A 20,967-nucleotide genomic window follows, 5' to 3' on the forward strand; every position below is an offset into this window, starting at 1 on the left:
GCCCCCGAGCCACCCCGCACGACCTCACCGCACACCCTCACCGCGCCGACGTACGCGTCACCCGTATCCGGTACTCGTCCTCGCCCCCCGTCAGCACCGCCACCCGTACGCCCTCCTCGCGGTCCACGAAGTTCTGGCCCGGTGTGAAGGTCGCGTCCGAGAGCTCCGCGTGCACGTTGGGTGCCCGGGTGCAGCCGCCGCTGTCCCGGGTGGCGTCGTGGACGGTGACCGGTCCCATGCCGGTGTCCACGTCGGCGTCGACGCGATAGATGAGGATGCCGGGGCGGCACACCGCCTCGTCGTTCCCGGCGCGGGTGCGCAGTTCGACCGCGTAGCCGGAGTGGGCGTCGAGGGGGATGAAGACGAGCTTGGGGCCGCCCGCCCGGGCCAGCGGCGTCAGGACGTACTCCCGTGAGCCGTGCCGTGCCACGCAGCTCACCTGGGTCGTGTCCAGCCAGCCCAGCTTCCACTTGTGCCAGGCGAGGAAGTCGTTGTTGGCGCCCCAGTCCTCGCTCATGATGTCCCAGTGGCCGACCGCGCCGCCGCCCTCGGCGGTGTAGAGGTCGGGCAGGCCGAAGACGTGGCCGTTCTCGTGGGGCAGTACGCGGTAGCCGGTGCGGTCGTAGGAGCCGGAGCCGTCGTCCTGGCGGGAGTAGACGAAGGACGCGTTGGAGACGGGGGTGCCGTCCGCGGTCGGGGCCTCGTCGTTGCCGGCGAAGGTGACGGACAGGACGGTGTCCAGGGCGGCGGGGCCGGCGTTGGGGGTGACCAGCACGTTGACCAGGTCGTACGACTGGAAGTCCACCTCGCCGTCGGCCTCGGACACGATGTCGCGGATCAGTTCCCGGTAGCCGGGGTCGAAGGGGGCGCCGCGCTCTATGCCGTACTGGCGGAAGGACTTGGGCATGCGGAGCCAGTCGGGGACGGGCAGTTCGGGGCGGTAGTCGAGGCGGCCGTAGGAGCTGGTGACGAACCACTCGCGGGTCTGCGGGAAGAACTCCCGGTAGCGGTCCAGGGCGTCGCCCTCGCCGGGTGCGTCGGAGAAGTCGATCATCAGGGTGAGGGCGCGGACCGTGCCGGTGGAGCGGGTGTAGCCGGGAGTGGTGGGCACGCCCTCGGACATCTGGACCTCGCGCTCGCTGCCGATCATGCAGGGGCCGTGCGCGGAGCTGTGGGACAGGGCGCTCGGGCCGGCGCCGGGGGCGGTGGTCGCGGGGGAGAGGTGGCCGTTGCCGGCGGAGCTGCAGACCGCGAGGGTGAGGGCGCCGACGGACGCCAGGGCTGCCAGGCGGCGCGGGGATATCCGGCGTCGGCTCGGCTGCGGCTGCATGGGGGGACCTCCGCTCCGCACGGCAGCCGCCGTCTCCGACTGCACCCTCTCGATCACCCTGGGTCACCGGATGGGGGTGCGCTCGCTGGGAGGTCCGATCGTGGGGCTCACTGACCGCAATTTTGTGATGTGGGTCACATGAGAAAAGTCTCGTGCGGGAAATAACCGGGGATCCCTTCCCCGTTTACGCCTGTGTCCGCACGATCCGGGGACACACTCCCCGGATCCGTCAGGACACAGCGAGACCCAGCAGAACCGCGGACAACAGCAGAACCGCGGACAACAGCAGAAGCGCGGACACCACAGCAACACAGCAGACAGCAGACAGCAGGCCGAGAACAGCCTGCGCACAGAGTCAACCCGAGGAGTGCACCGTGCAGACCGCGACCCCCCTGACGCGCAAGGCGCCCCGGCCGCGCGCCGACGCCCTGCGTAACCGGGAGCGGATCGTCACCGCCGCCCGGGAGATGTTCGTCGAGTTCGGCCCCGAGGTGCCGTTCGACGAGATCGCCCGCCGGGCCGGCGTCGGCAACGCCACGGTGTACCGCAACTTCCCCGACCGCGCCTCGCTCGTGCGCGAGGTCGTCTGCTCCGTCATGGACCGTACGGTCCGGGCGGCCGAGCAGGCGCTCAGCGAGACCGGGGACGCCTTCGAGGCGCTGGAGCGCTTCGCGCACGCGGCCGCCGACGAGCGGATCAGCGCGCTCTGCCCGATGATCTCCAGCACCTTCGACCAGAGCCACCCCGACCTGGAGGATGCGCGCCGGCGCGTCGAGAGCCTCGCCGTTCAGCTGATGGACCGTGCCCGGGCGGCCGGCCGGCTGCGGGACGACGTGGAGTACGGCGATCTGCTGGTGGGCGTCGCGCAGCTGAGCCGGCCCCCGGCCGGTACCGGCTGTGGGAGCGCCGACCGCTTCGTCCACCGCCATCTCCAGCTGTTCCTGGACGGCATGCGGGCGCCCGCCCGGTCCGTCCTGCCGGGTTCGGCCGTGACCGTGGAGGACTTGCGCCGCTGAGCGACCCCTGACACCACCACCGCACACCTTTCAGGCCGCCCGTCCTGATCACGGGCCATGACGCCGACGGCCGTCGACGAGGACGCGCCGGTATCGGAGCGCGGCCGGTTACCTGAGCACGCCCGATTTTTCGTTACACACGATCGAATTCCGTCACAAGTACCGAAGTGGGTACCCCCATGTCTGAAACAGTCTCCTCGGCCGGGAAGGCCCCGAGCCGCCCCGGTGCGGGCGGTCCGGACGCCAACCGCTGGAAAGCGCTCGCCTTCATCGCGATCGCCCAGCTGATGGTCGTTCTGGACGCCACCATCGTGAACATCGCCCTGCCCTCCGCGCAGCAGGACCTGGGCATCTCGGACGGCAACCGCCAGTGGGTCGTCACCGCCTACGCGCTGGCCTTCGGTGGTCTGCTGCTGTTCGGCGGCCGCATCGCCGACCTGTGGGGGCGCAAGCGGGCCTTCGTGGTCGGTCTGGGCGGCTTCGCGCTGGCGTCCGCGCTCGGCGGCGCCGCGACCAACGAGGCCATGATGTTCGGCGCCCGCGCGCTGCAGGGCGCGTTCGGCGCGCTGCTCGCGCCCGCCGCGCTGTCGCTGCTGGCGGTGATGTTCACCGACGGCAAGGAGCGCGCCAAGGCGTTCGGCATCTACGGCGCGATCGCCGGTGGTGGTGGTGCCGTGGGCCTGATCCTCGGCGGCTTCCTCACCGAGTACCTGAACTGGCGCTGGACGTTCTTCGTGAACATCCCCTTCGCCGTGATCGCCGCGGCCGGCGCGTACTTCGTCATCCGCGAGCCCGCGGGCGGCCGCAACCGCTCCTCGCTCGACGTCCCCGGCGTGATTCTGTCCACCCTGGGCCTGGTCGCCCTGGTCTACGGCTTCACCCGCGCCGAGTCGGCGGGCTGGAGCGACACCCTGACGATCGCCATGTTCGTCGCCTCGGCCGTGCTGCTCGTGGCGTTCGTGGCCGTCGAGGCGCGGGTCAAGGCGCCGCTGCTGCCGCTGCGCGTGGTCACCGAGCGCAACCGCGGCGGTGTCTACCTCTCGCTGGGCCTGGCGATCATCGCGATGTTCGGCCTGTTCCTCTTCCTCACCTACTACCTGCAGGTCGTGAAGGGGTACTCGCCGGTCAGGACCGGCTTCGCCTTCCTGCCGATGATCGCGGGCATGATCACGGGGTCCACGCAGATCGGCGCCCGGCTGATGACCCGGGTCGCCCCCCGTCTGCTGATGGGTCCGGGCTTCCTGGTCGCCGCGCTCGGCATGCTGCTGCTGACCCAGCTGGAGATCGGCACCTCGTACGCGGCGGTGCTGCTGCCGGGCATGCTGCTGCTCGGCCTCGGTATGGGTACGGCGTTCATGCCGGCCATGTCGCTGGCCACCATGGGCGTCGAACCGCGTGACTCCGGTGTCGCCTCCGCGATGGTCAACACCTCGCAGCAGGTCGGCGGCGCGATCGGTACGGCCCTGCTGAACACGATCGCCGCCTCGGCCACCACCGCCTACGTCGCCGACCACATCGGCGGTGCCACGAGCCGGTCCCAGCAGCAGCTGGTCCAGCTCCAGGGCCAGGTGCAGGGCTACACCAGCGCCATCTGGTTCGCCGTCGGGATCCTGGTGGCGGCCGCGGCCATCGCCCTGACCCTGATCAACGCGGGCCGTCCGGGCGGCACGGCGGTCGCCGGGTCCTCCGACGCCTCCGTCGAGGACGAGGTGGCCGTGCCGGTCGCCATGCACTGACGGACCGCCTGCCCACCTCCCGGTACCACCCGTACGGGAGAGGAAGGGGACGCCTCCTCCGTACGGGCTCCCCGGACCTGCCCCGGCTCCCGCGGCGTCAGCGGAGCCAGGGCAGGTCCGCACCCGCTTCGCTCGGCTGAAGTCCCTCGGCGACGATCTTCATGATCTCGCCGAGGGACTTCTGCTGTTCCGGGGTGAGCCGGTCGAAGACCGCCTGCCGTACAGCCTCGACGTGGCCGGGCGCGTGTGTGCGCAGCACCTCCATGCCCTCGTCGGTCAGCACGGCGAACTGGCCGCGCTTGTCGGAGGGGCAGTCCTCTCGGCGCACCCAGCCGTTCTTCTCCAGACGGGCCACGGCGTGCGACAGCCGGGAGCGGGTGATCTTGGCGTCCTTCGCCAGCTCCGTCATCCGCAGCCGCCGGCGGGGTGCCTCGGCGAGCTTGACCAGCAGGCCGTAGTAGACGTGCGGCATGCCCGCGTCCCGCTGGAGCTGACGGTCGAGGTGGTCCTCCAGGAGCGTGGTGGCGTCGACGTACGCACGCCAGACGCGCTGTTCCTCGTCGGTGAGCCAGCGGGGCTCCCCGGCGGCTGCCGATGATGCGGGTGCCGTGTTCATGTACTCCACTGTAAGACGCTCTCCTTGAAGATTAAACAAATGAGGCGTACAGTCTTCCGTAGAAGTTGAGACTTCAAGTAGACAGCCGGAAAGGCACACGGACCGGAGGCGGCGCACACCGAACGCGCCGCGCGCACCGAAGGAAGGAGTCGCCGTCATGACCACCGCCACTCAGGAGCGCATGCCGGCGCTCTACCTCAGCCACGGCGCCCCGCCCCTGGCCGACGACCCGGTCTGGCCCGGCGAGCTCGCCGCCTGGTCGGCGGGCCTGCCCCGCCCCAAGGCGATCCTCGTCGTCTCGGCGCACTGGGAGGAAGCCCCCCTCGCCCTCGGCGCCACCGGGACGGTCCCCCTCGTCCACGACTTCTGGGGCTTCCCGGAGCACTACTACCAGGTCACCTACGGAGCCCCCGGCGCCCCGCAGCTCGCCGCATCCGTGCGCAAGCTGCTGCGTGCCCCCGGCATGCCCGTCCAGGACGTCCCCGACCGGGGCCTGGACCACGGGGCCTACGTCCCGCTCGTCGAGATGTACCCCGACGCCGACATCCCCGTGCTCCAGGTGTCCATGCCGACCCTCGACCCCGTGAAGCTGATGGAGATCGGGCGCCGGCTCGCGCCGCTGCGCGACGAGGGCGTGCTGATCGTCGGCTCCGGGTTCTTCACCCACAACCTCGCCGCGCTGCGCCAGGGCGGCATCCCCGCCTGGTCGGCGGAGTTCGACGCGTGGGGCAGGGAGGCCCTCGCGGCCCGGGACGTGGACGCGCTGCTGGACTTCCTCCGCAAGTCCCCGGCGGGCCGGCTCGCCCACCCGCGCACCGAGCACTTCGCCCCGCTCTTCGTCACCCTGGGCGCCGCGGACGCGGCCGGCGAGCTCGGGGAACAGAAGTCCGTGATCGACGGGTTCTGGATGGGGCTGGCCAAACGGTCCGTGCAGTTCGGCTGAGACGCGACCCCGGCACGCACCGTGACCCCGGCGGCCACGGCGTTCGGGATCACAGCTCCTTCTCGTACCAGGCCACGTCCCACCAGCGGCCGAACTTGTGGCCCACCTCCCGGTACGTGCCGACGTGCCGGAAGCCGAAGCGCTCGTGCAGGCGCGTCGACGCGGCGTTCGGCTGGGCGACGCCCGCGTAGGCGCGGTGCAGACCCTCGCCGGCCAGGGCGTCGAAGAGCGCCTGGTAGAGCAGGCTGCCGATGCCGCGCCGGCCGAGGTCCGGGGCGACGTACACCGTCGTCTCCACGGAGGTCACGTAGGCGGGCTTCGGGCGGAAGGGGCTCGACGAGGCGTACCCCAGGACACGGCCGGTGTCCGCCGCCGTGGCAACCATCAGGCGGTGGGGGCCGTCTACAGGGTGGGAGAGCAGCCAGGGGCGTCGCTCCGCCGGAGTGAACGGAGTGATGTCGAACGTGACGGCCGTCTCACGTACGTAGTGGTTGTAGAGCTCGGTGAGGGCCCCGAGGTCCGCCTCGGTCCCCGGCCTGACCTGCACCTCCGCCTGATCGGACGGCATCGCACCTCCCCGCGTGGCCGGACAGGGTACTGCATGATCAGAAAAATCGGGGGGCGGGTTGGGAATTCTGTCCGGATTCCAGTCGTTGTTTCCTACGGATGCGGGCACCCGACCAGAGTCCGGAAGAGACCCTGAAGACCGTGCCGAGTGTCCGCAGGACCACCCGCTGACCTCATCATCGCAAGGGAGCACGCATGGCAACCCGTGCCGTCGCCCGTCGTCAGTCCGCCTCCGGCGAGACGGTCGACTCGGCAAGCAGTGTTCGCGCCCATGGCGGCGAGATCGCCGACCGCGACCTGGTCGGCATGTACCTCGACGAGATCGCGCGCACGCCTCTGCTCGACGCCGCCAAGGAAGTCGAGCTGTCCCAGATCATCGAAGCGGGTGTGTTCGCACGACAGATCCTCGACGGCGCCGAGGAGAACAAGGTCGGGGCCACCCCCGAGGAGCTCCAGGCCCTGGTCGACGACAGCGAGCGGGCGAAGGACATCTTCATCCGCTCCAACCTCCGGCTGGTCGTCGCCGTCGCCCGCCGCTACCCGCGCAGCGGCCTGCCGCTGCTCGACCTGATCCAGGAGGGCAACGCCGGCCTGGTGCGCGCGGTGGAGAAGTTCGACTACCGCAAGGGCTTCAAGTTCTCCACGTACGCCACCTGGTGGATCCGTCAGGCCATCACCCGGTCGATAGCCGACCAGTCGCGCACCATCCGGCTGCCCGTCCACCTGGTGGAGGAGCTGGGCCGCATCCGGCGCGTGCAGCGCGAGTTCAACCGCGAGCACGGCCGTGACGCGGAGCCCGCGGAGATCGCCGCCGAGCTCGGCTCCACCCCGGAGCGCGTCACCGACGTGCTCGACTGGGCCCGCGACCCGGTGTCGCTGAACATGTCGGTGGACGACGAGGGCGAGACCCAGTTCGGCGACCTCCTGGAGGACACCTCCGCGGTGTCGCCGGAGCAGTCCGTGATGACGCTGCTGCGCAGCGAGGAGCTGGACGACCTGATCGGCCGCCTCGACCAGCGCACGGCCTCCATCATCAAGATGCGCTACGGCATCGAGGACGGCCGGGAGCGCACCCTGACGGAGGTCGGCAAGGAACACGGCCTGACGCGCGAGCGCATCCGCCAGATCGAGAAGCACGCGCTGCTGGAGCTGAAGAAGCTGGCCCGCAGCACCGGGTTCGACGCGGCGGCGTGACGTGAGGTCCGCCGTCGCCCGGCGGGGCGGCCGGGTCCCGCGCTCTCGCGTGAGAGCGCAGGGCCGCGTGCGCCGGGTGGCGAAAGACCGCGCAAACATGGCCGTACCCCGCCGCTTCAACCCGCCGGGGCCAGGGAACAAAACTTGCGAACCCAGCAGTTCGGCCCCCGGGGCCTGAAGCCCCGGTCGACCCGTATGCCACGTCCCGACGCACAACCCCCCCGGCGCCGGGACTTCCCAGGCCGGGTCCGGCGCCTGTCCCCCCGGGCGCCGGACCCGGCTTTTTCCTGCCGTCCCCCGGGCGCCGGGCGCGGCCTTTCCCGCCGTGCGCACAGCGGGCCACCCCGAACCTGAACCCCGGGGTGGCCCGCCAGATGGCAGATTGTGCCACATGGGCATAGCCTGCCGAACGTGAGCAGTGCCACCCCGACGCCCCCGTCACCGTTCCCCGAAGACCCCACGGCCGACGGCTCGTTGACCGAGCGGCGCAAGGCGCGGACCCGGACGCACATCGCCCGCACGGCGGCCGCCCTCTTCGTCCGGCAGGGCCTGCGGGCCACCCGCGCCGAGGACATCGCCCAGGCGGCCAGCGTCGCCCCGCGCACCTTCTACCGCTACTTCGCCACCAAGGAAGAGGCCATCGGCCCCCTCTACGCCACCGGCGCCCGGCGCTGGGTGGACGCCGTGCGCGCCGCACCCGCCGGGACACCGCTGCCCCAGGTACTCGAGGAGACCGCCCGGCACACCCTCACACCGGGCCTCGGCGTGGCGGAGGAGTCCTGGAACTGGGTACGCACCCTGATCCGGCTCGCCGCCGACCACCCCGCACTGGGCCGGGTGTGGGCGGAGGCCTGCCGGACCGGCGAACGGGACCTGGCCGAGGCGCTGGCGTGGCGGCTGACCGGCGACGACACCCCGCGACCGGACAACGTTGCCGCCCGCAGCCGGCTGCACTTCGCCGCGGCCGTCGCGAGCGCGGCCGTCCGCACGGCCATGGAGAGCTGGGCGGCCGGCGAGGGCCCGGCCGAAGGCCCCGAGGGCCCGGCGGAACTGGCGGCGGCCAACCTCGCCGCGCTACGGGACTTCCCGTGGGACGAGGCGGCGCCGACCGACGGCTGAGCGTCCGTGGTTCACCCGCGGTCGGCTGTACACCCGTCGTTGGTCGTTCGGCGGCGCCGAGCGGCGGCTGAGCGTCAGCCGTTCACCCGCGGTCGGCTGTACACCCGTCGTTGGTCGTCCACCGCCGTCGGCCGTGTACCCGCCTCGGCCGTTCACTCCCCTCGGCCGTTCGCCCGCCCCTCGGCCGTACCTCCGCCGTCCGCCGTTCACCCGTCGTCGCCCGCCGCCCGCGTCAGCCGGTCGCCCAACACGCGCACCGCCTCCACGAGTTCCGCCGGCTCCCGCACCGTGAAGTCGTACCCCAGCATGGCCAGGCGCACCGCCAACCAGTCCTTGGGATCGCTCACCGTCGCCCGCAGCCGGCAACTCCCCTCGTCCAGCGCCTCGGGCGCGCCCATCCAGTGCGGCAGCCGCGCGGCCACCGTCGCCGCGGGCGCGGCGAAGGTGACGACGACGTCGTACGACTCCTGCGCCCGGTACATGGAGCGGCGCAGGTACTCCGCGGCGTTCCCCGTCGGCAGCTCCCTCGGCGCGAACCGGGCCCCGGTCGCGAAGGGGTCGCTCACCCGGTCGACGCGGAAGGTGCGCCAGTCCTCGCGGTCGAGGTCGTACGCCACCAGGTACCAGCGCCGTCCCGTCGACACCAGTCGGTACGGCTCCGTCAGACGTCGTGATTCGGTGCCGTCGGCCGCCCGGTAGGCGAACCGCAGCCGCTCGTGCCCGGCCACCGTGGACGCCATGACCGTGAGCGTCTCCGGAGCGATGGTCGCCCCGTCACCGCTGGTCAGCGGGGTGGTCGCGGCCTGGAGGGTGCTGACGCGGTGGCGCAGCCTGCCCGGCAGCACCTGCTCCAGCTTCGCCAGCGCCCGCACCGACGCCTCGTCCACGCCCTCCAGCGCGTGCCCGGCGCCGGCCCGCAGCCCGACGGCGATGGCCACCGCCTCCTCGTCGTCCAGCACCAGCGGCGGCATCGCCTTCCCGGCGACGAGACGGTAGCCGCCGTCCGAACCCATCGTCGCCTGCACGGGATAGCCGAGGTCCCGCAGCCGCTCGACGTCCCGCCGGACCGTGCGCCGGGAGACCCGGAGCCGGTCGGCGAGCTCGCCGCCGGGCCATTCGCGGGGCGTCTGGAGGAGGGACAGGAGCTGCAGCAGCCGAGCCGGGGTGTCCGTCGTCATGGGAACGAGGATGCCCCACCACTAGGACGCGATCTGACCTACTCGCCTCATAGGTTTCGGGACATGCACTCCACCGACACCTCACAGGCGCCGGCGCCGCAGGCCGCCGCGGGCGACCGCCGCCGCTGGTTCGCCCTGGCCATCGTGATGACCGCCGCGTTCATGGACCTCGTCGACGTCACCATCGTCAACATCGCCGTCCCCTCGATCCAGCGCGACGAGGGCGCCACCTTCAGCCAGATCCAGTGGATCACCGCCGGTTACGCGCTCGCCTTCGCCGCCGGACTGGTCACCGGCGGGCGGCTCGGCGACATCCACGGCCGCAAGCGGATCTTCCTCCTCGGCATCGGCGGCTTCACCCTCGCCTCGGCCCTGTGCGGCTTCGCCGTGAACCCCGAGATGCTCGTCGCCTCCCGCATCCTGCAGGGAGTCATGGCCGCGCTGATGGTGCCGCAGGTGCTGTCCATCGTCCACGCGACCTTCCCCGCGCACGAACGCGGCAAGGTGTTCGGCCTGTTCGGCGCGATCGTCGGCCTGGGCGCGGTGTCCGGACCGCTGCTCGGCGCGCTGCTGACCGAGTGGAACCTGTTCGGCCTCGAGTGGCGGCCCATCTTCCTGATCAACCTGCCGGTCGGTATCGCCGCCCTGGTCCTCGGCAGCCGCTTCATCACCGAGTCGAAGGCGCCGCGCGCCCTGAAACTCGACCTCGCGGGCGTCGCCCTGGTCACCCTGGCCCTGCTCATGCTGCTCTACCCGCTCACCCGCGGCCGTGAGCTGGGCTGGCCGGTGTGGGGGTACGTGTCGATGGCCGGCGCGGTCGCGGTGTTCGCGGCGCTGGTGGCGTACGAGCGGGCCAAGGGCGCCCGGGACGGCTCCCCGCTGATCGAGCTGTCGCTGTTCCGCGTGAAGAGCTTCGCGGCGGGCATCGCCGTGCAGACGGTGTTCGGCGTCGGCCTCGGCGTGTTCTTCCTGGTCTGGACGCTGTACATGCAGGTCGGCCTGGGCTGGAGCGCACTGCGGGCCGGCCTGACCGGGGTGCCGTTCTCCGTCGCGGTGTCGGCGGCGGCCGGGATGTCGGTGCAACTGCTGGTGCCGCGCTTCGGACGCAAGGTGCTCCAGGCGGGCGCCCTGGTGATGGCGGCCGGCGTGCTGATCTACCTGCTGCAGGCCGAGCGGTACGGCGTCGGCATCACCTCCTGGCAGATGGTGCTCCCGCTGGTCGTCATGGGCGCCGGCATGGGCCTGATCGTGGCGCCGCTGACGGACGCGGTGCTGTCCGAGGTGCCGCGCGAGCACGCCGGGTCGGCGTCCGGACTCATCAACACCGTGCAGCAGATGGGGCACGCGCTGGGCCTCGGCCTGGTGTCGGTGGTGTTCTTCGGCGTGATCGACGACCGGCTCACGGACCGGGCCACGCCGGCCGAGGCGGGCCGGGCCTTCGTCGACGGCTTCACCCACGCGCTGGGCTGGGTGGCCGGAGTGCTGGTCGTCATCTTCCTGCTGATGTACGCGCTGCCCAAGCGTCCGGCGCAGCACGTGGAGGGCGCCGACGCGGAGGGGACGCCGGTGACGGGGGAGGCGCGGGAGAAGAAGGCGGAGCTGGTGCCCTGACGGGACGCACGGGACGTACGGGACGCACGGGAGACCCGGGAGGCCCGGGGAGCCCGGAAGGCCCGGGGAGCCCGGAAGGCCCGGTACTCGGGGAGTGCCGGGCCTTCGGTGTGTCGGGCGGGTGGTGTCAGAACCGTGGGTGGTGCGGGACCCGTGGGTGGTGCGGGACCCGGGGGGTGGTGCGGGGCGCGGAGTGCGGGAGCCGCTGGTGGTGCGGGACTCGTGAGCGGTGTCCGACCGAGACGGGAAACGGACACAAACAGAAGCCCGATCATGCCCGTATGATGACCTCGGGTGTTTACTTTTCGGATATCCCGTCGTAGCCTCCCAGCGAAATCACACGTTCGGACACCGATGGCGTCGGGGCGTCGACGGCGTTCGGAGCCCGACGGCACGGACGGAACCGGGAGGCAGGCGGACATGTACGCACCGGAACGGCAGCAGGAGATCCTGCGCCTCGCCCGCGACAGCGGACGCGTGGACGTGGTCTCGCTGGCCGAGGAGTTCCAGGTGACCGCCGAGACCATCCGCCGGGACCTCAAGACCCTGGACCGGGCCGGCCTGGTCCGCCGCGTCCACGGCGGCGCCATCCCCGCCGGACGGCTCGACTTCGAACCCGACCTCGCCGAACGGGAGACCACCGCCGCCGACGAGAAGGACCGCATCGCCCGGGCCGCCCTCGCGGAGGTCCCCGCCGACGGCACGATGATCGTCGACGCCGGTTCCACCGCCGCACGGCTCACCGGCTCCCTCACCCCGGACCTCTCCCTCACCGTCGTCACCCACAGCCTGCCCATCGCCGCCCGCCTGGCCGACCACCCCGGCATCCAGCTGCACCTCGTCGGCGGGCGGGTACGGCACCGCACGCGCGCCGCCGTCGACGCCTGGGCCCTGCGCGCCTACGCCGAGATCCGCGCGGACGTGCTGTTCCTCGCCGCCAACGGCTTCTCCGCCGCACACGGGCTCACCACCCCCGACCTCGCCGAGGCCGCCGTGAAACGCGCCGCGATGGCAGCCGCCCGACGGGTCGTGCTGCTCGCCGACTCCTCCAAGCACGGCCAGGAACACTTCGCCCGCTTCGGCGGCCTCGACGACGTCGACCTGCTGATCACCGACACCGGACTGAGCCCGCAGGACGCCACCGCCATCGAGAACGCCGGCACGGAAGTGGTGCGCGCATGATCGTCACCATCACCCCCAACCCGTCCCTGGACCGCACCTACGAGGTGCCGTCCCTGGACCGGGGCGAGGTCGTCCGCGCCACCGGCGAACGCGTCGACCCCGGCGGCAAGGGCGTCAACGTCTCCCGCGCCGTGGCCGCCGCCGGCCACCGCACCGTGGCCGTCCTGCCGCTCGGCGGCGCACCCGGCGCCCTGGTCGCCGACCTGCTCGACGCCCAGGGCATCCAGGTCGCCCCGGTCCCCGTCACCGGCGCCACCCGCTCCAACATCGCCCTCGCCGAGGCGGACGGCGTCCTCACGAAGATCAACGCCCCCGGCCCCGAACTCACCCCCGCCGAACAGGAACTCCTCCTCGACACCGTCCGCCGCCACGCCCTGGGCGCCGACTGGATCGTGTGCTGCGGCAGCCTCCCCCGCGGCCTCGCCCCCTCCTGGTACGCCGAACTCGTCGCCCGGGTGCACGCCGCCCGCCTGCGCATCGCCCTCGACACCTCCGGCCCCGCGCTGCTCGCCGCCCTGCGCGAACACCCGGACGTCGTCAAGCCCAACGCCGAGGAACTCGCCGAAGCCGTAGGACGCCCCCTCGCCACCGTCGGCGACGCCCTGAAAGCCGCCGAGGACCTGCGCGAGACCGGCGCCCGCGCCGTCCTCGCCAGCCTCGGCGCCGACGGACAGCTCCTCGTCGACGACCACGGCGCCTGGTACGGCACCGCCCCCGTGGACGCCGTCCGCAGCAACGTCGGCGCCGGCGACTCCTCGCTCGCCGGGTTCCTCGTCGCCGGCGGACGCGGACCGACGGCGCTCGCCTCCGCCGTCGCCCACGGAGCGGCGGCCGTACGCCTGCCGGGCAGCGTCATGCCCTCCCCGGCCGACCTCGACCCGGGCGCCGTGACGGTCACCACCGACGTGCCCGTCGACCGTCCGCTGACCGGAGCGGCGGCCTCATGACCCCCTCGGCCCCCGCCGACGTTCCCGAGCTCCCCCGTCCCCCTCTCGTCCCCACCCCCGCCCACCCCGCAGCACGGGCGATACGCGTGCGAAGGAGCCCGCGATGAGCGACACGATCACCGCGGACCTGGTCGACCTCGACCTGTCCGCCGACACCAAGCAAACGGCGACACGCGCCCTCGCCGGGCGCATGGTGGCCCACGGCCGGGTGACCGACCTGGAGGGCTTCCTGGCCGACGTCGCCGCCCGGGAGGCCCAGATGCCCACCGGCCTCGACGGCGGCATCGGCATCCCGCACTGCCGCAGCGAACACGTCACCGAGCCCACCCTCGCCTTCGGCCGCAGCACCGCCGGGATCGACTTCGGCGCCGCCGACGGGCCCGCCGACCTGATCTTCCTCATCGCCGCCCCGGCCGGCGCGGACGACGCCCACCTCACGATCCTTTCCGCACTCGCCCGCCGCCTCATGAACACCGAGTTCACCGACGCCCTCCGCTCGGCGACCGACGCGGAGACCGCGGCGGCGCTGATCCGGGGGGAGGAGACGAGGGCGAGCGCGGAGCGTGCGGGCGCTGAGCGTACGGAAGGCGCGGAGGGGGCGGGCGCTGAGCGTACGGAAGGCGCGGAGGGGGCGGGCGCTGAGCGTGAGGGCGCGGAGGGTGCGGGCGCCGGCTCCGAGGACTCCGTGACGGGACCGGCGGCGGCCTCCGCCGGTCCCGCCAGGGGAAGCCCTGGAAAGGGCCGTGAAGGTCGCTGCGAAGCTCGCCGATTCGCGAGGGGCCGTGTACGGGGCAGGGACCGAAGGTTATTGGCGATCGCCTGCCGCTGGTCAACGGCGGAGTCTTCGAGCACTTCAGTGCTCGCCCACTGCACCTCACCAGTCTTCTTCGCCCCGAACTTGACCTCACCCCAAACCATCTGACCCTCGGGAGATCTACTCTCCCTCGGCGACGTAATCGGCGCCGGTCGAGGAAACAAGCTGAGGAATCGAGAAGACGGCAGACGTGAAGGGAATAGCACTGCCGGCCCGGAGGCCGCGCAGGAAAGTCGACTGCCCCTTAAGAGCGTCAATATACTTCCCGGATATCTCCGGAGGGACGGTGAATCCGCCATCCTGCGGAACACCTCGGAGACCAGCGCACAATACTCGTTGTAAGACGGCATAAGGGCCCGGAACGATCCCGAGTCGTCCCGCATGGTATTCGAAAAGGATGTGATGAGCGTCGGTGAAGTCCTCCCACAGATAGAGGGAGCCAACCTGAGGGTTGGTCTGCCCTTCGAGAGCGGGAAGCTTCACGGCCTCGGCTTGGGCGATCGTGTTCATGGCTTAGTCCTAACCCGTCAGGGGTGGCGGTTTCAAGGACCGCCGGCCGGGCCCGTTTACACGGTTCCGACCCGCCACGTTTACACGCGTTGGATTCCGCCATGCGTGCCGTGCTAATGGGACGGCTCGACCTTTGGAACCGCCAGGGCGCCGGGGGCAGGCTGACTCCAATAGTCGTGACCTGACGAACGGAGTCCTTCGGCATTGAGTTACCGATTGAATAAGGAAGCGTGAGCCACAATGGGGGCTCCGGCAGAAGTCCACAGTCGCAAGCCTGGATAGACCGCCAGTTGGCTAAGATGCCGGATTTCGGTGATGAATTCCGAGTCGACATGCTGAGACGCTGGGGACTTGTCCCGGAAGACTACGAGAAGAGGCCCCGCACCCAATCAGGGTGTGCGGGGCCTCTTCTCGTGTTTGGGCTTACTTAGACGTCCTGCCAAACGACGTCCACAGAATCAGGGTCGAAATGCCGCCCCCTGGGGGCCTTCTCAACGATGATGGCCTTAACCAACTTAGTCAGCTCCAGCCGCTTACGGTCGGTCGTGAAGCCCTTCCATTCTTTGATGAGGTCCGGCGTCCGGCCTCTGATATCGGCAACCTTCGTTGAAAGGGCCCGCACGTCGTATTGGAGCTTTCCTCGCTCGTCCTCAAGTTCAGAGATCATGTCCATAGCGACGCTGGCGGAGATTCGCTTAGGCGCGTCCGGCTTGCGCCGCTCCATCACCTCCTTAATCTCTTCGCCAATCTCCCTCAGACGGGCCTCAGCGGCCTCTACGGCCCGAGTCTCCTTAAGCCCCTCGGAGCTAGTCCGCCCAGCAATGCGCTTAAGGGCCTCTAGAGCCAGGTCTTCTACATGCTCTTCTAGTACCGCAGAGGAGCGCGTGATCTTCCCGCAGCCATTGTTAGTCGTGGGGCACCGGTAGAACGGAGACTTAAAGCTAGAGCCGTCCTTACGTCTAATGGTGCGGGCCGAAGCCACCATTCGGGTTCCGCACATGCCGCACCGCAGTAGGCCGGAAAGCAAATGCGTCCTGTGTCCCGGTCGGGTGCCGCCAGTGGCACCGCTCGCCTTAGCCTCTTCCCTGATCTTCTCCAGTCGGTGAATGGCCCGCCAGTACACCTCCGGCGTAACGAGGGGTTCCCAATCACCTACAACGGGGCTGCCGTTGTCGTCATACAAGAGAATGTCAGGGCCCCACGGAGTGGCCTTACCTCGCCGTTCATCCGTGGGGGCGTAAGCGCGGAAACCGGCGTTACGGGGATGCGTGAGCCTTAGCATGGCCGTCTTATAAAGTACCGGCTTGCCGGTCGCGCCGGCAATCCCCTTCTCGGTCCAAAACCTTATTACCTCAGTGATGGTGGCGCCGTCCGCCACCATTTCAATTCCCTTAGCCCTCAGATCGGCGAACGGCTGCACCAACTTACCGTCACGGTCCCAGCCCCAGGGGATGCGGCCAACGTGGTCCTTTCCGTCCTGAGCCTTGTGCCGGTTTGCCGTGGTCTTACGGCGGCGCGTAGAAGCGGCTTCCACGCCGCCCATAACGGCCTGCATAACAAACATGGCGCGTCCCTCAGTAGTGCTGAGGTCCGTTCCGCCGCTAGCGGCCCTGCCGACCAACTTGTTGTTGCGCTCGTATATCTGGCAGACGCGGGCAGCGTCGTAAGCCTGACGGGCTACGCGGTCGGCGTGATAGAAAACGAAGCCGTCAATGACGCCCTTTTCAAGGTCTTTGATCAGCTGCTCAAAGTCCTTGCGCTTAACGTGGGGATTAGAGGCGGTGGTGTCGTTGTCGTCGTAAACCTTGACGATGGCCCCGCCCAGGTCGGCCGCCACGGGGCGGCAGTCCCTCAGTTGCCGGGTGACGCCCGCACGCGACAGCTCACCCGTCTCCGGGTCCTTGTCGTCATCGCTGATCCGTAGATAAGCACCTAGCTGGTACACGTACCCCTCCCCATCGGTCGCCCGTCCGGAGGTCATCGTACGTTCATCCGCGCTGCTCAGGGTGCTGTTTCGCGTCACTCTCTCCGCCCTCTTTCGCATGATGTGCTTCGAGAGTACCTAGACGGATCTGTCAACAAGGTCGCCTACGCCTTCGCCACCGCCGGCATCGCCGTCGCGAGCCCCAGCGACTCGGCGATGAAGGTCATGGCCGCCGTCATGGCGGCCGGCATGGTGCCGCCCCTGGCGATGGCCCTGGCCACCACCGTGCGCGGCCGGCTGTTCAACCGCGCCGAACGCGAGAACGGCAAGGCCGCCTGGGTCCTCGGCGCCTCCTTCATCTCCGAGGGAGCCATCCCGTTCGCCGCCGCCGACCTCCTGCGCGTGATCCCCGCCTCGATGGCAGGCGGCGCGCTCACCGGCGCCCTGTCGATGGCGTTCGGCGCCACCTTGCGCGCACCCCACGGCGGCATCTTCGTGGTGCCGCTGATCGGCAACCCGCTCCTCTACCTCGTCGCCATCGCCGCGGGTGTCTGCGTCACGACCGCCCTGGTGATCGTCCTCAAGGGACTCCGCCACACAGCCCCCGTCGGCCCGGCGACGAGCGAGCAGGCCACGACGGCACCGGCGCTCAGCAAGGAAGCGGTCGCCGCGCAGCCGTTGTGACGATGCGTCCGTTTGGGGGTGTGTGGGCAGTTCATGCCTAGTGCGATATAGATCACGATCGTCACGGTCCGGGGTACAGGGCCCCGGACCGTGGTGTGTACTGGGGCGCATGGCTGAGCACGAGACCCTCTCGCGGACGACGGGTGCCACCGTCCTCGCCCTGGTGGCCGTGGCCTGCGCGGCAGGCCTCGCCGACGCCCTGCGGCGGCGCGTACGGATCCGCAGGCGCACGCGGGACCACTCCGGGGCCGGCACCACCGCGCCCCACACCCATCACGGCGCCCACACCCATCACACCACCCCCACCATCCCCCGCCAGCGGGCCGCCGGCCCCCGCGCGGAGACGGTACGACTCACGGAGGCGGAGCGTGACGCCTTCGCCGTCCTGGTACGACGCCTCGCCGAAGGGGACTAGCCCCTCCGCGGGCTCGGCGCCCGTGACTCGTCATCCTCCGCGGACCTGGGCGTTCGTGACTCCGCGCCCCGCGCGCGAGTCAACGGCCCTGCGCGGCCCGGCGTTCCATCGCGCGGCGCGCCGCGTCCTCGCTGGCGTACACCTCGCACATGTGCCGCCCGTCCGGCGTCACCGTGTGCTCGACCTCCCACAGGGAGACCTCCCCACCGTCACCCAGCAGGAACGCGTGCTCGTAGAGCGAGAAGCACAACGCCGCGCGCCCGGCCCGGGACGGGCTGCCGAACGCCTGGGTGATGCGGTGCGCGCACGCCGCGGCCAGCAGCGCCGCCGTCTCGTCGTCCGGCCGGTCCGTGTTCTCCGCCCGGCGCAGTAAGCGGCGGGCGTGGTCCGGGGAATCGTCCGGTATGTACACATGCCGCAGCGCGGGGGCCGGGAACGCCGCCGCCGTCACCGGCAGTTCGAAATCCGGGGTCTCCGGCGGCAACGGCAGCCGCGCCGTCGCCGTACGCAGCTCCTCCTCGTCCACGTACACCTCGTGCTGCGGCTCGCTGCCCGGGGCCGTGTTGTGCACCAGCTCCCACAGCGTGAGCGCCGAACCGTCGGCCAGCAGCCAGGTGTGCCGGTACGTCTCCCGGTGCAACCCCGCGCTGTGATGCGCCGAATGCAGGGAACCGTCGTGCGCCAGCGCGCAGTCCAGCCGGCGGACCGTGTCGTCCGGCAGCTCGAAGGAGTTCAGGGCACGGCCCAGGAGGCGCGCGAGATGCTCCTCCGGGGATTCGGACGAGTCAGGTGGTTCGCACGCTGCCGTCTCGTACGGAACGCTCAAGGTTTCTCCCGGCGTTGCTGCATGTCACCTTGTGGGTGCATACCGTAGCCCCTCGGTCGGACATCATGCCCGGGAACCGGGAAAACGTATGCCCGAAGGACGAGCGGACCACACGAAAAGTTCCCGACATGGCCCGCCCGGGTGTGAGTTGTTGCTGGTCAAACGATACTTCGCGGTGTGCCCGGGCGGGGAGGCGAGCCGTTGCGCGACGGGTTCCCGCACGCCGGGGGCCCCGCCCCCCTCCCTCCCCCTCCCCACCCCTCCCGTCCCCCTCAACGCCCCCCGTACAGCTCCCCGTACGACGGCCACGCGCCGCCGGGGCCGTCCACCGGGTCGGCGGCGCGCACCGCGCGGACGATCGCCCGGGTCACCAGGTCCGCGCCCGCCGCGAGTACCTCGTTCAGGGCGAGCGGGTCCGCGGCATCCAGCGCACGGGTGCCCGTGGCCAGGGTGAAGACGGTGTCGCCGTCGTTCAGCAGATGCACCGGGCGGACGGCCCGCGCGATGCCGTCGTGCGCGGTGCCCGCCATTTTCTGCGCCTGCGCCCTGGTCAGGCCGGCGTCCGTGGCGACCACGGCCAGCGTGGTGTTCATCGGGGGAGGGGCGTTGCGCTCGGCCGTCTCCGCCAGCCGCCGCAGCGCCGCCTTGTGCACCTCCGGCTCCGGCAGCCGAGGCCGGCCCTCGAAGAACTCCCCGTACGGCACCCCCGTCTCCGGGTCCACCGCTGATCCCACCGCGTTGGCCACCACCAGGGCGGCCACCGTCACGCCGGACGGCAGCACCTGGCTCGCCGAACCGACCCCGCCCTTCACCTGGCCCAGCACGGCACCCGTCCCGGCTCCCACACAGCCCTGCGGCACCGGGGCGCCGAGGTCGGTCGCGGCGGCTGCCTCGACCGCCTCGCGGCCGAGGGCTGCGTCCGGCCGGGCCCGGAAGTCACCGCCGCGGCCCAGGTCGAAGACGCAGGCCGCCGGCACCACCGGCACCACGTGCGTCGGCTCCGGCCCGACCCGCACCCCGCGGCCCCGCTCCTCCAGCCACGCCATCACCCCGGACGCCGCGTCCAGCCCGTAGGCGCTGCCCCCGGTGAGGACGACCGCCTCCACCCGCTGCACCAGGTTGCGCGGATCGAGCGCGTCGGTCTCCTTCGTCCCGGGACCGCCGCCGCGCACGTCCACCGCGGCGACCGCCCCGCCCTCGGGTGCCAGCACCACCGTGGTTCCGGTGAGCCATCCGTCACCGGTCCGCGTCGCGTGTCCCACGCGCAGGCCGGCCACATCCGTCAGAGCATCAGCGTTCATGCGGCCAGTCTTGCCCCGACGGGCCCGGCCGTACCCTGGACACATGAGTACCGCCCCCGAGCCCCGGCCGCGCGAGCCCAAGCCCGCGCTGGTCTTCGACGACCCGCTGGACCAGCAGTCCTCCGACGACACGGACCGTGGATGGGGCGAGCGTCCGTCCGGCGACAGCGCCGCCGACCTGAAGCGCTTCCTCGACGAGAAGCCGCCCCATCACATCTGACCGGGCGGACACCTCCGGCCCCGTGACGAACCGCGAGGCCGCGGCACCCGACGGTGGTGGCGGGCGCCGTGCGTGCGGGCGGTGCCCGCCGTCCGGCGACCGGGCCGCGTGACTGGGCCGGAGCCCCTGCCGGAACCGGGTGCTCAGCGCGGGTGGTGCAGGTCGCGCCAGGCGCGGGGCGACATCCCGTACGCGCGCTTGAAGACCTTGCTGAAGTGGGTCGCGTCCACGAAGCCCCACCGCCGGCCTGTCGCGGCGATGGTCCGCAGCCTGCCGTGCGGCCCGGCGAGTTCCCGTCTGCACTCGGCCAGGCGTCGTGCGCGGACATGGTCGCCGAGGCTGATGCCCGATCGGGAGAGCACGGCGTAGAGGTGCCGTACGGAGATGCTGTGCGCGGCGGCGATCCGGGCCGCCGACAGGTCGCGGTCCGCCAGGTGTTCGCGGATGTACCGGGTGATCCGCAGGCTCAGTGTCGCCTCCATCGGCTCGCGGGCCCGGTCCGTCTCACCGCGCTGGGAGGTCAGGACGGCACGAAGGAGTTCGACGCTCGGTTCGACGACGGCCTCGGCGGGCGTGCCCTGGTGCAGCGCGTCGTCCGTCGCGAGCCGGGAGAAGTAGTCGAAGGCGATACGGGCGACGGGGTTGCCGGGTCCCAGGGCGAGNGCGCCGGTGTCCCGCAGCAGCCGGTCGGGCAGCGCGAGCGCCGAACGCGGGAAGCGCAGGAAGTGGTGGTCCACCCCCTCCTCGAAGAGGAGTGTGTACGGTGCGATCGACTCGTAGACGGCGAACTCGCCCGGCCTCAGCAGGCATTCACGGCCTCTTTGCGCCACCAGG

At 71.1% G+C, this 20,967-nt stretch carries 19 protein-coding genes and 2 pseudogenes; 12 read left to right on the forward strand and 9 right to left on the reverse strand.

Annotated features, from left to right (window positions below; translation table 11 throughout):
• Positions 1-37: 37 nt before the first annotated feature.
• Positions 38-1,330 (reverse strand): M6 family metalloprotease domain-containing protein, encoded by a 1,293-nt coding sequence (locus tag B100_RS0110005; protein ID WP_024884301.1) that lies wholly within the window; start codon positions 1,328-1,330, stop codon positions 38-40.
• 374 nt (positions 1,331-1,704) lie between these two features.
• Between B100_RS0110005 and B100_RS0110010 the strand changes: the two genes are divergently transcribed.
• Both B100_RS0110010 and B100_RS0110015 read left to right on the forward strand, forming a co-directional pair.
• On the forward strand, positions 1,705-2,346 hold the full coding sequence (locus B100_RS0110010) for a TetR/AcrR family transcriptional regulator (RefSeq protein WP_024884302.1): 642 nt from the start codon (positions 1,705-1,707) through the stop codon (positions 2,344-2,346).
• A 179-nt stretch (positions 2,347-2,525) separates the two neighbouring features.
• Entirely contained in the window at positions 2,526-4,082 is a 1,557-nt protein-coding gene (locus tag B100_RS0110015; RefSeq protein WP_024884303.1) for an MFS transporter, read from the forward strand.
• Between the two features lie 97 nt (positions 4,083-4,179).
• On the opposite strand, the gene B100_RS0110020 is transcribed toward B100_RS0110015, so the two are convergent.
• Positions 4,180-4,698, reverse strand: coding sequence for a MarR family winged helix-turn-helix transcriptional regulator (locus B100_RS0110020; RefSeq protein WP_024884304.1), 519 nt, complete (start codon positions 4,696-4,698; stop codon positions 4,180-4,182).
• Positions 4,699-4,855: 157 nt separating this feature from the next.
• Here B100_RS0110020 and B100_RS0110025 point away from each other — a divergent pair, with 157 nt between their 5' ends.
• Positions 4,856-5,641, forward strand: a complete 786-nt coding sequence (locus B100_RS0110025) for a DODA-type extradiol aromatic ring-opening family dioxygenase (protein WP_024884305.1) — start codon at positions 4,856-4,858, stop codon at positions 5,639-5,641.
• A gap of 49 nt (positions 5,642-5,690) precedes the next feature.
• Here B100_RS0110025 and B100_RS0110030 read toward each other — a convergent pair whose 3' ends face one another.
• Positions 5,691-6,209, reverse strand: a complete 519-nt coding sequence (locus tag B100_RS0110030) for a GNAT family N-acetyltransferase (protein WP_024884306.1) — start codon at positions 6,207-6,209, stop codon at positions 5,691-5,693.
• A 194-nt stretch (positions 6,210-6,403) separates the two neighbouring features.
• Here B100_RS0110030 and B100_RS0110035 point away from each other — a divergent pair, with 194 nt between their 5' ends.
• Positions 6,404-7,402 carry a sigma-70 family RNA polymerase sigma factor gene (locus tag B100_RS0110035; protein WP_024884307.1) on the forward strand — a complete coding sequence of 333 codons (999 nt, stop codon included), beginning with the start codon at positions 6,404-6,406 and terminating at the stop codon, positions 7,400-7,402.
• 411 nt (positions 7,403-7,813) lie between these two features.
• On the forward strand, positions 7,814-8,521 hold the full coding sequence (locus tag B100_RS0110040; RefSeq protein ID WP_024884308.1) for a helix-turn-helix domain-containing protein: 708 nt from the start codon (positions 7,814-7,816) through the stop codon (positions 8,519-8,521).
• A 206-nt stretch (positions 8,522-8,727) separates the two neighbouring features.
• Here B100_RS0110040 and B100_RS0110045 read toward each other — a convergent pair whose 3' ends face one another.
• Complete coding sequence (locus B100_RS0110045) at positions 8,728-9,699, reverse strand: helix-turn-helix transcriptional regulator (RefSeq protein ID WP_024884309.1); 972 nt, start codon at positions 9,697-9,699, stop codon at positions 8,728-8,730.
• 63 nt (positions 9,700-9,762) lie between these two features.
• Here B100_RS0110045 and B100_RS0110050 point away from each other — a divergent pair, with 63 nt between their 5' ends.
• The 4 genes and pseudogenes from B100_RS0110050 to B100_RS0110065 form a co-directional block, all read left to right on the forward strand.
• The gene (locus B100_RS0110050; protein WP_024884310.1) at positions 9,763-11,310 is read left to right on the forward strand and encodes an MFS transporter; all 1,548 of its coding nucleotides are present in this window, start codon (positions 9,763-9,765) and stop codon (positions 11,308-11,310) included.
• Positions 11,311-11,730: 420 nt separating this feature from the next.
• Entirely contained in the window at positions 11,731-12,492 is a 762-nt protein-coding gene (locus B100_RS0110055) for a DeoR/GlpR family DNA-binding transcription regulator (RefSeq protein WP_024884311.1), read from the forward strand.
• Positions 12,489-13,439: a 1-phosphofructokinase gene (gene pfkB, locus B100_RS0110060; protein WP_024884312.1), complete on the forward strand. Its 951-nt coding sequence runs from the start codon at positions 12,489-12,491 to the stop codon at positions 13,437-13,439. The genes B100_RS0110055 and pfkB overlap by 4 nt, the downstream gene beginning before the upstream one ends.
• Positions 13,440-13,542: 103 nt before the next feature.
• Positions 13,543-14,008, forward strand: a pseudogene (locus B100_RS0110065) (PTS sugar transporter subunit IIA); the annotation flags it as partial.
• Between the two features lie 365 nt (positions 14,009-14,373).
• On the opposite strand, the gene B100_RS0110070 reads toward B100_RS0110065, so the two are convergent.
• Both B100_RS0110070 and B100_RS0110075 read right to left on the reverse strand, forming a co-directional pair.
• The gene (locus B100_RS0110070; RefSeq protein WP_024884314.1) at positions 14,374-14,763 is read right to left on the reverse strand and encodes a hypothetical protein; all 390 of its coding nucleotides are present in this window, start codon (positions 14,761-14,763) and stop codon (positions 14,374-14,376) included.
• Positions 14,764-15,190: 427 nt separating this feature from the next.
• Positions 15,191-16,744, reverse strand: coding sequence for a recombinase family protein (locus tag B100_RS0110075; RefSeq protein WP_024884315.1), 1,554 nt, complete (start codon positions 16,742-16,744; stop codon positions 15,191-15,193).
• An 81-nt stretch (positions 16,745-16,825) separates the two neighbouring features.
• Between B100_RS0110075 and B100_RS0110085 the strand changes: the two are divergent.
• A pseudogene (locus tag B100_RS0110085) lies at positions 16,826-17,371 on the forward strand (fructose-specific PTS transporter subunit EIIC); the annotation flags it as partial.
• Positions 17,372-17,480: 109 nt separating this feature from the next.
• Positions 17,481-17,786, forward strand: a complete 306-nt coding sequence (locus B100_RS0110090; protein ID WP_024884317.1) for a hypothetical protein — start codon at positions 17,481-17,483, stop codon at positions 17,784-17,786.
• A 79-nt stretch (positions 17,787-17,865) separates the two neighbouring features.
• Here B100_RS0110090 and B100_RS0110095 read toward each other — a convergent pair whose 3' ends face one another.
• Together B100_RS0110095 and B100_RS0110100 are read right to left on the reverse strand one after the other, a co-directional pair.
• The gene (locus tag B100_RS0110095) at positions 17,866-18,612 is read right to left on the reverse strand and encodes a DUF6227 family protein (RefSeq protein WP_024884318.1); all 747 of its coding nucleotides are present in this window, start codon (positions 18,610-18,612) and stop codon (positions 17,866-17,868) included.
• 272 nt (positions 18,613-18,884) lie between these two features.
• Complete coding sequence (locus tag B100_RS0110100; RefSeq protein WP_024884319.1) at positions 18,885-19,913, reverse strand: P1 family peptidase; 1,029 nt, start codon at positions 19,911-19,913, stop codon at positions 18,885-18,887.
• Between the two features lie 43 nt (positions 19,914-19,956).
• Here B100_RS0110100 and B100_RS36410 point away from each other — a divergent pair, with 43 nt between their 5' ends.
• Complete coding sequence (locus tag B100_RS36410; protein WP_093544669.1) at positions 19,957-20,133, forward strand: hypothetical protein; 177 nt, start codon at positions 19,957-19,959, stop codon at positions 20,131-20,133.
• Between the two features lie 143 nt (positions 20,134-20,276).
• Here B100_RS36410 and B100_RS0110110 read toward each other — a convergent pair.
• The coding region (locus B100_RS0110110; RefSeq protein WP_024884320.1) for a helix-turn-helix domain-containing protein at positions 20,277-20,967 on the reverse strand (691 nt) is incomplete at its 5' end.

This window comes from Streptomyces sp. CNH189 (assembly GCF_000527195.1).

Bases quoted from the DNA above. Each gene is read 5' to 3' on its own strand.
- B100_RS0110035 (WP_024884307.1), top strand. From the start codon at position 6,404: ATGGCAACCCGTGCCGTCGCCCGTCGTCAGTCCGCCTCCGGCGAGACG.
- B100_RS0110005 (WP_024884301.1), bottom strand. From the start codon at position 1,330: ATGCAGCCGCAGCCGAGCCGACGCCGGATATCCCCGCGCCGCCTGGCA.
- B100_RS0110020 (WP_024884304.1), bottom strand. From the start codon at position 4,698: ATGAACACGGCACCCGCATCATCGGCAGCCGCCGGGGAGCCCCGCTGG.
- B100_RS0110055 (WP_024884311.1), top strand. From the start codon at position 11,731: ATGTACGCACCGGAACGGCAGCAGGAGATCCTGCGCCTCGCCCGCGAC.
- B100_RS0110025 (WP_024884305.1), top strand. From the start codon at position 4,856: ATGACCACCGCCACTCAGGAGCGCATGCCGGCGCTCTACCTCAGCCAC.
- pfkB (WP_024884312.1), top strand. From the start codon at position 12,489: ATGATCGTCACCATCACCCCCAACCCGTCCCTGGACCGCACCTACGAG.
- B100_RS0110015 (WP_024884303.1), top strand. From the start codon at position 2,526: ATGTCTGAAACAGTCTCCTCGGCCGGGAAGGCCCCGAGCCGCCCCGGT.
- B100_RS0110050 (WP_024884310.1), top strand. From the start codon at position 9,763: ATGCACTCCACCGACACCTCACAGGCGCCGGCGCCGCAGGCCGCCGCG.
- B100_RS0110075 (WP_024884315.1), bottom strand. From the start codon at position 16,744: ATGACCTCCGGACGGGCGACCGATGGGGAGGGGTACGTGTACCAGCTA.
- B100_RS0110045 (WP_024884309.1), bottom strand. From the start codon at position 9,699: ATGACGACGGACACCCCGGCTCGGCTGCTGCAGCTCCTGTCCCTCCTC.
- B100_RS0110100 (WP_024884319.1), bottom strand. From the start codon at position 19,913: ATGAACGCTGATGCTCTGACGGATGTGGCCGGCCTGCGCGTGGGACAC.
- B100_RS0110090 (WP_024884317.1), top strand. From the start codon at position 17,481: ATGGCTGAGCACGAGACCCTCTCGCGGACGACGGGTGCCACCGTCCTC.
- B100_RS0110030 (WP_024884306.1), bottom strand. From the start codon at position 6,209: ATGCCGTCCGATCAGGCGGAGGTGCAGGTCAGGCCGGGGACCGAGGCG.
- B100_RS0110070 (WP_024884314.1), bottom strand. From the start codon at position 14,763: ATGAACACGATCGCCCAAGCCGAGGCCGTGAAGCTTCCCGCTCTCGAA.
- B100_RS36410 (WP_093544669.1), top strand. From the start codon at position 19,957: ATGAGTACCGCCCCCGAGCCCCGGCCGCGCGAGCCCAAGCCCGCGCTG.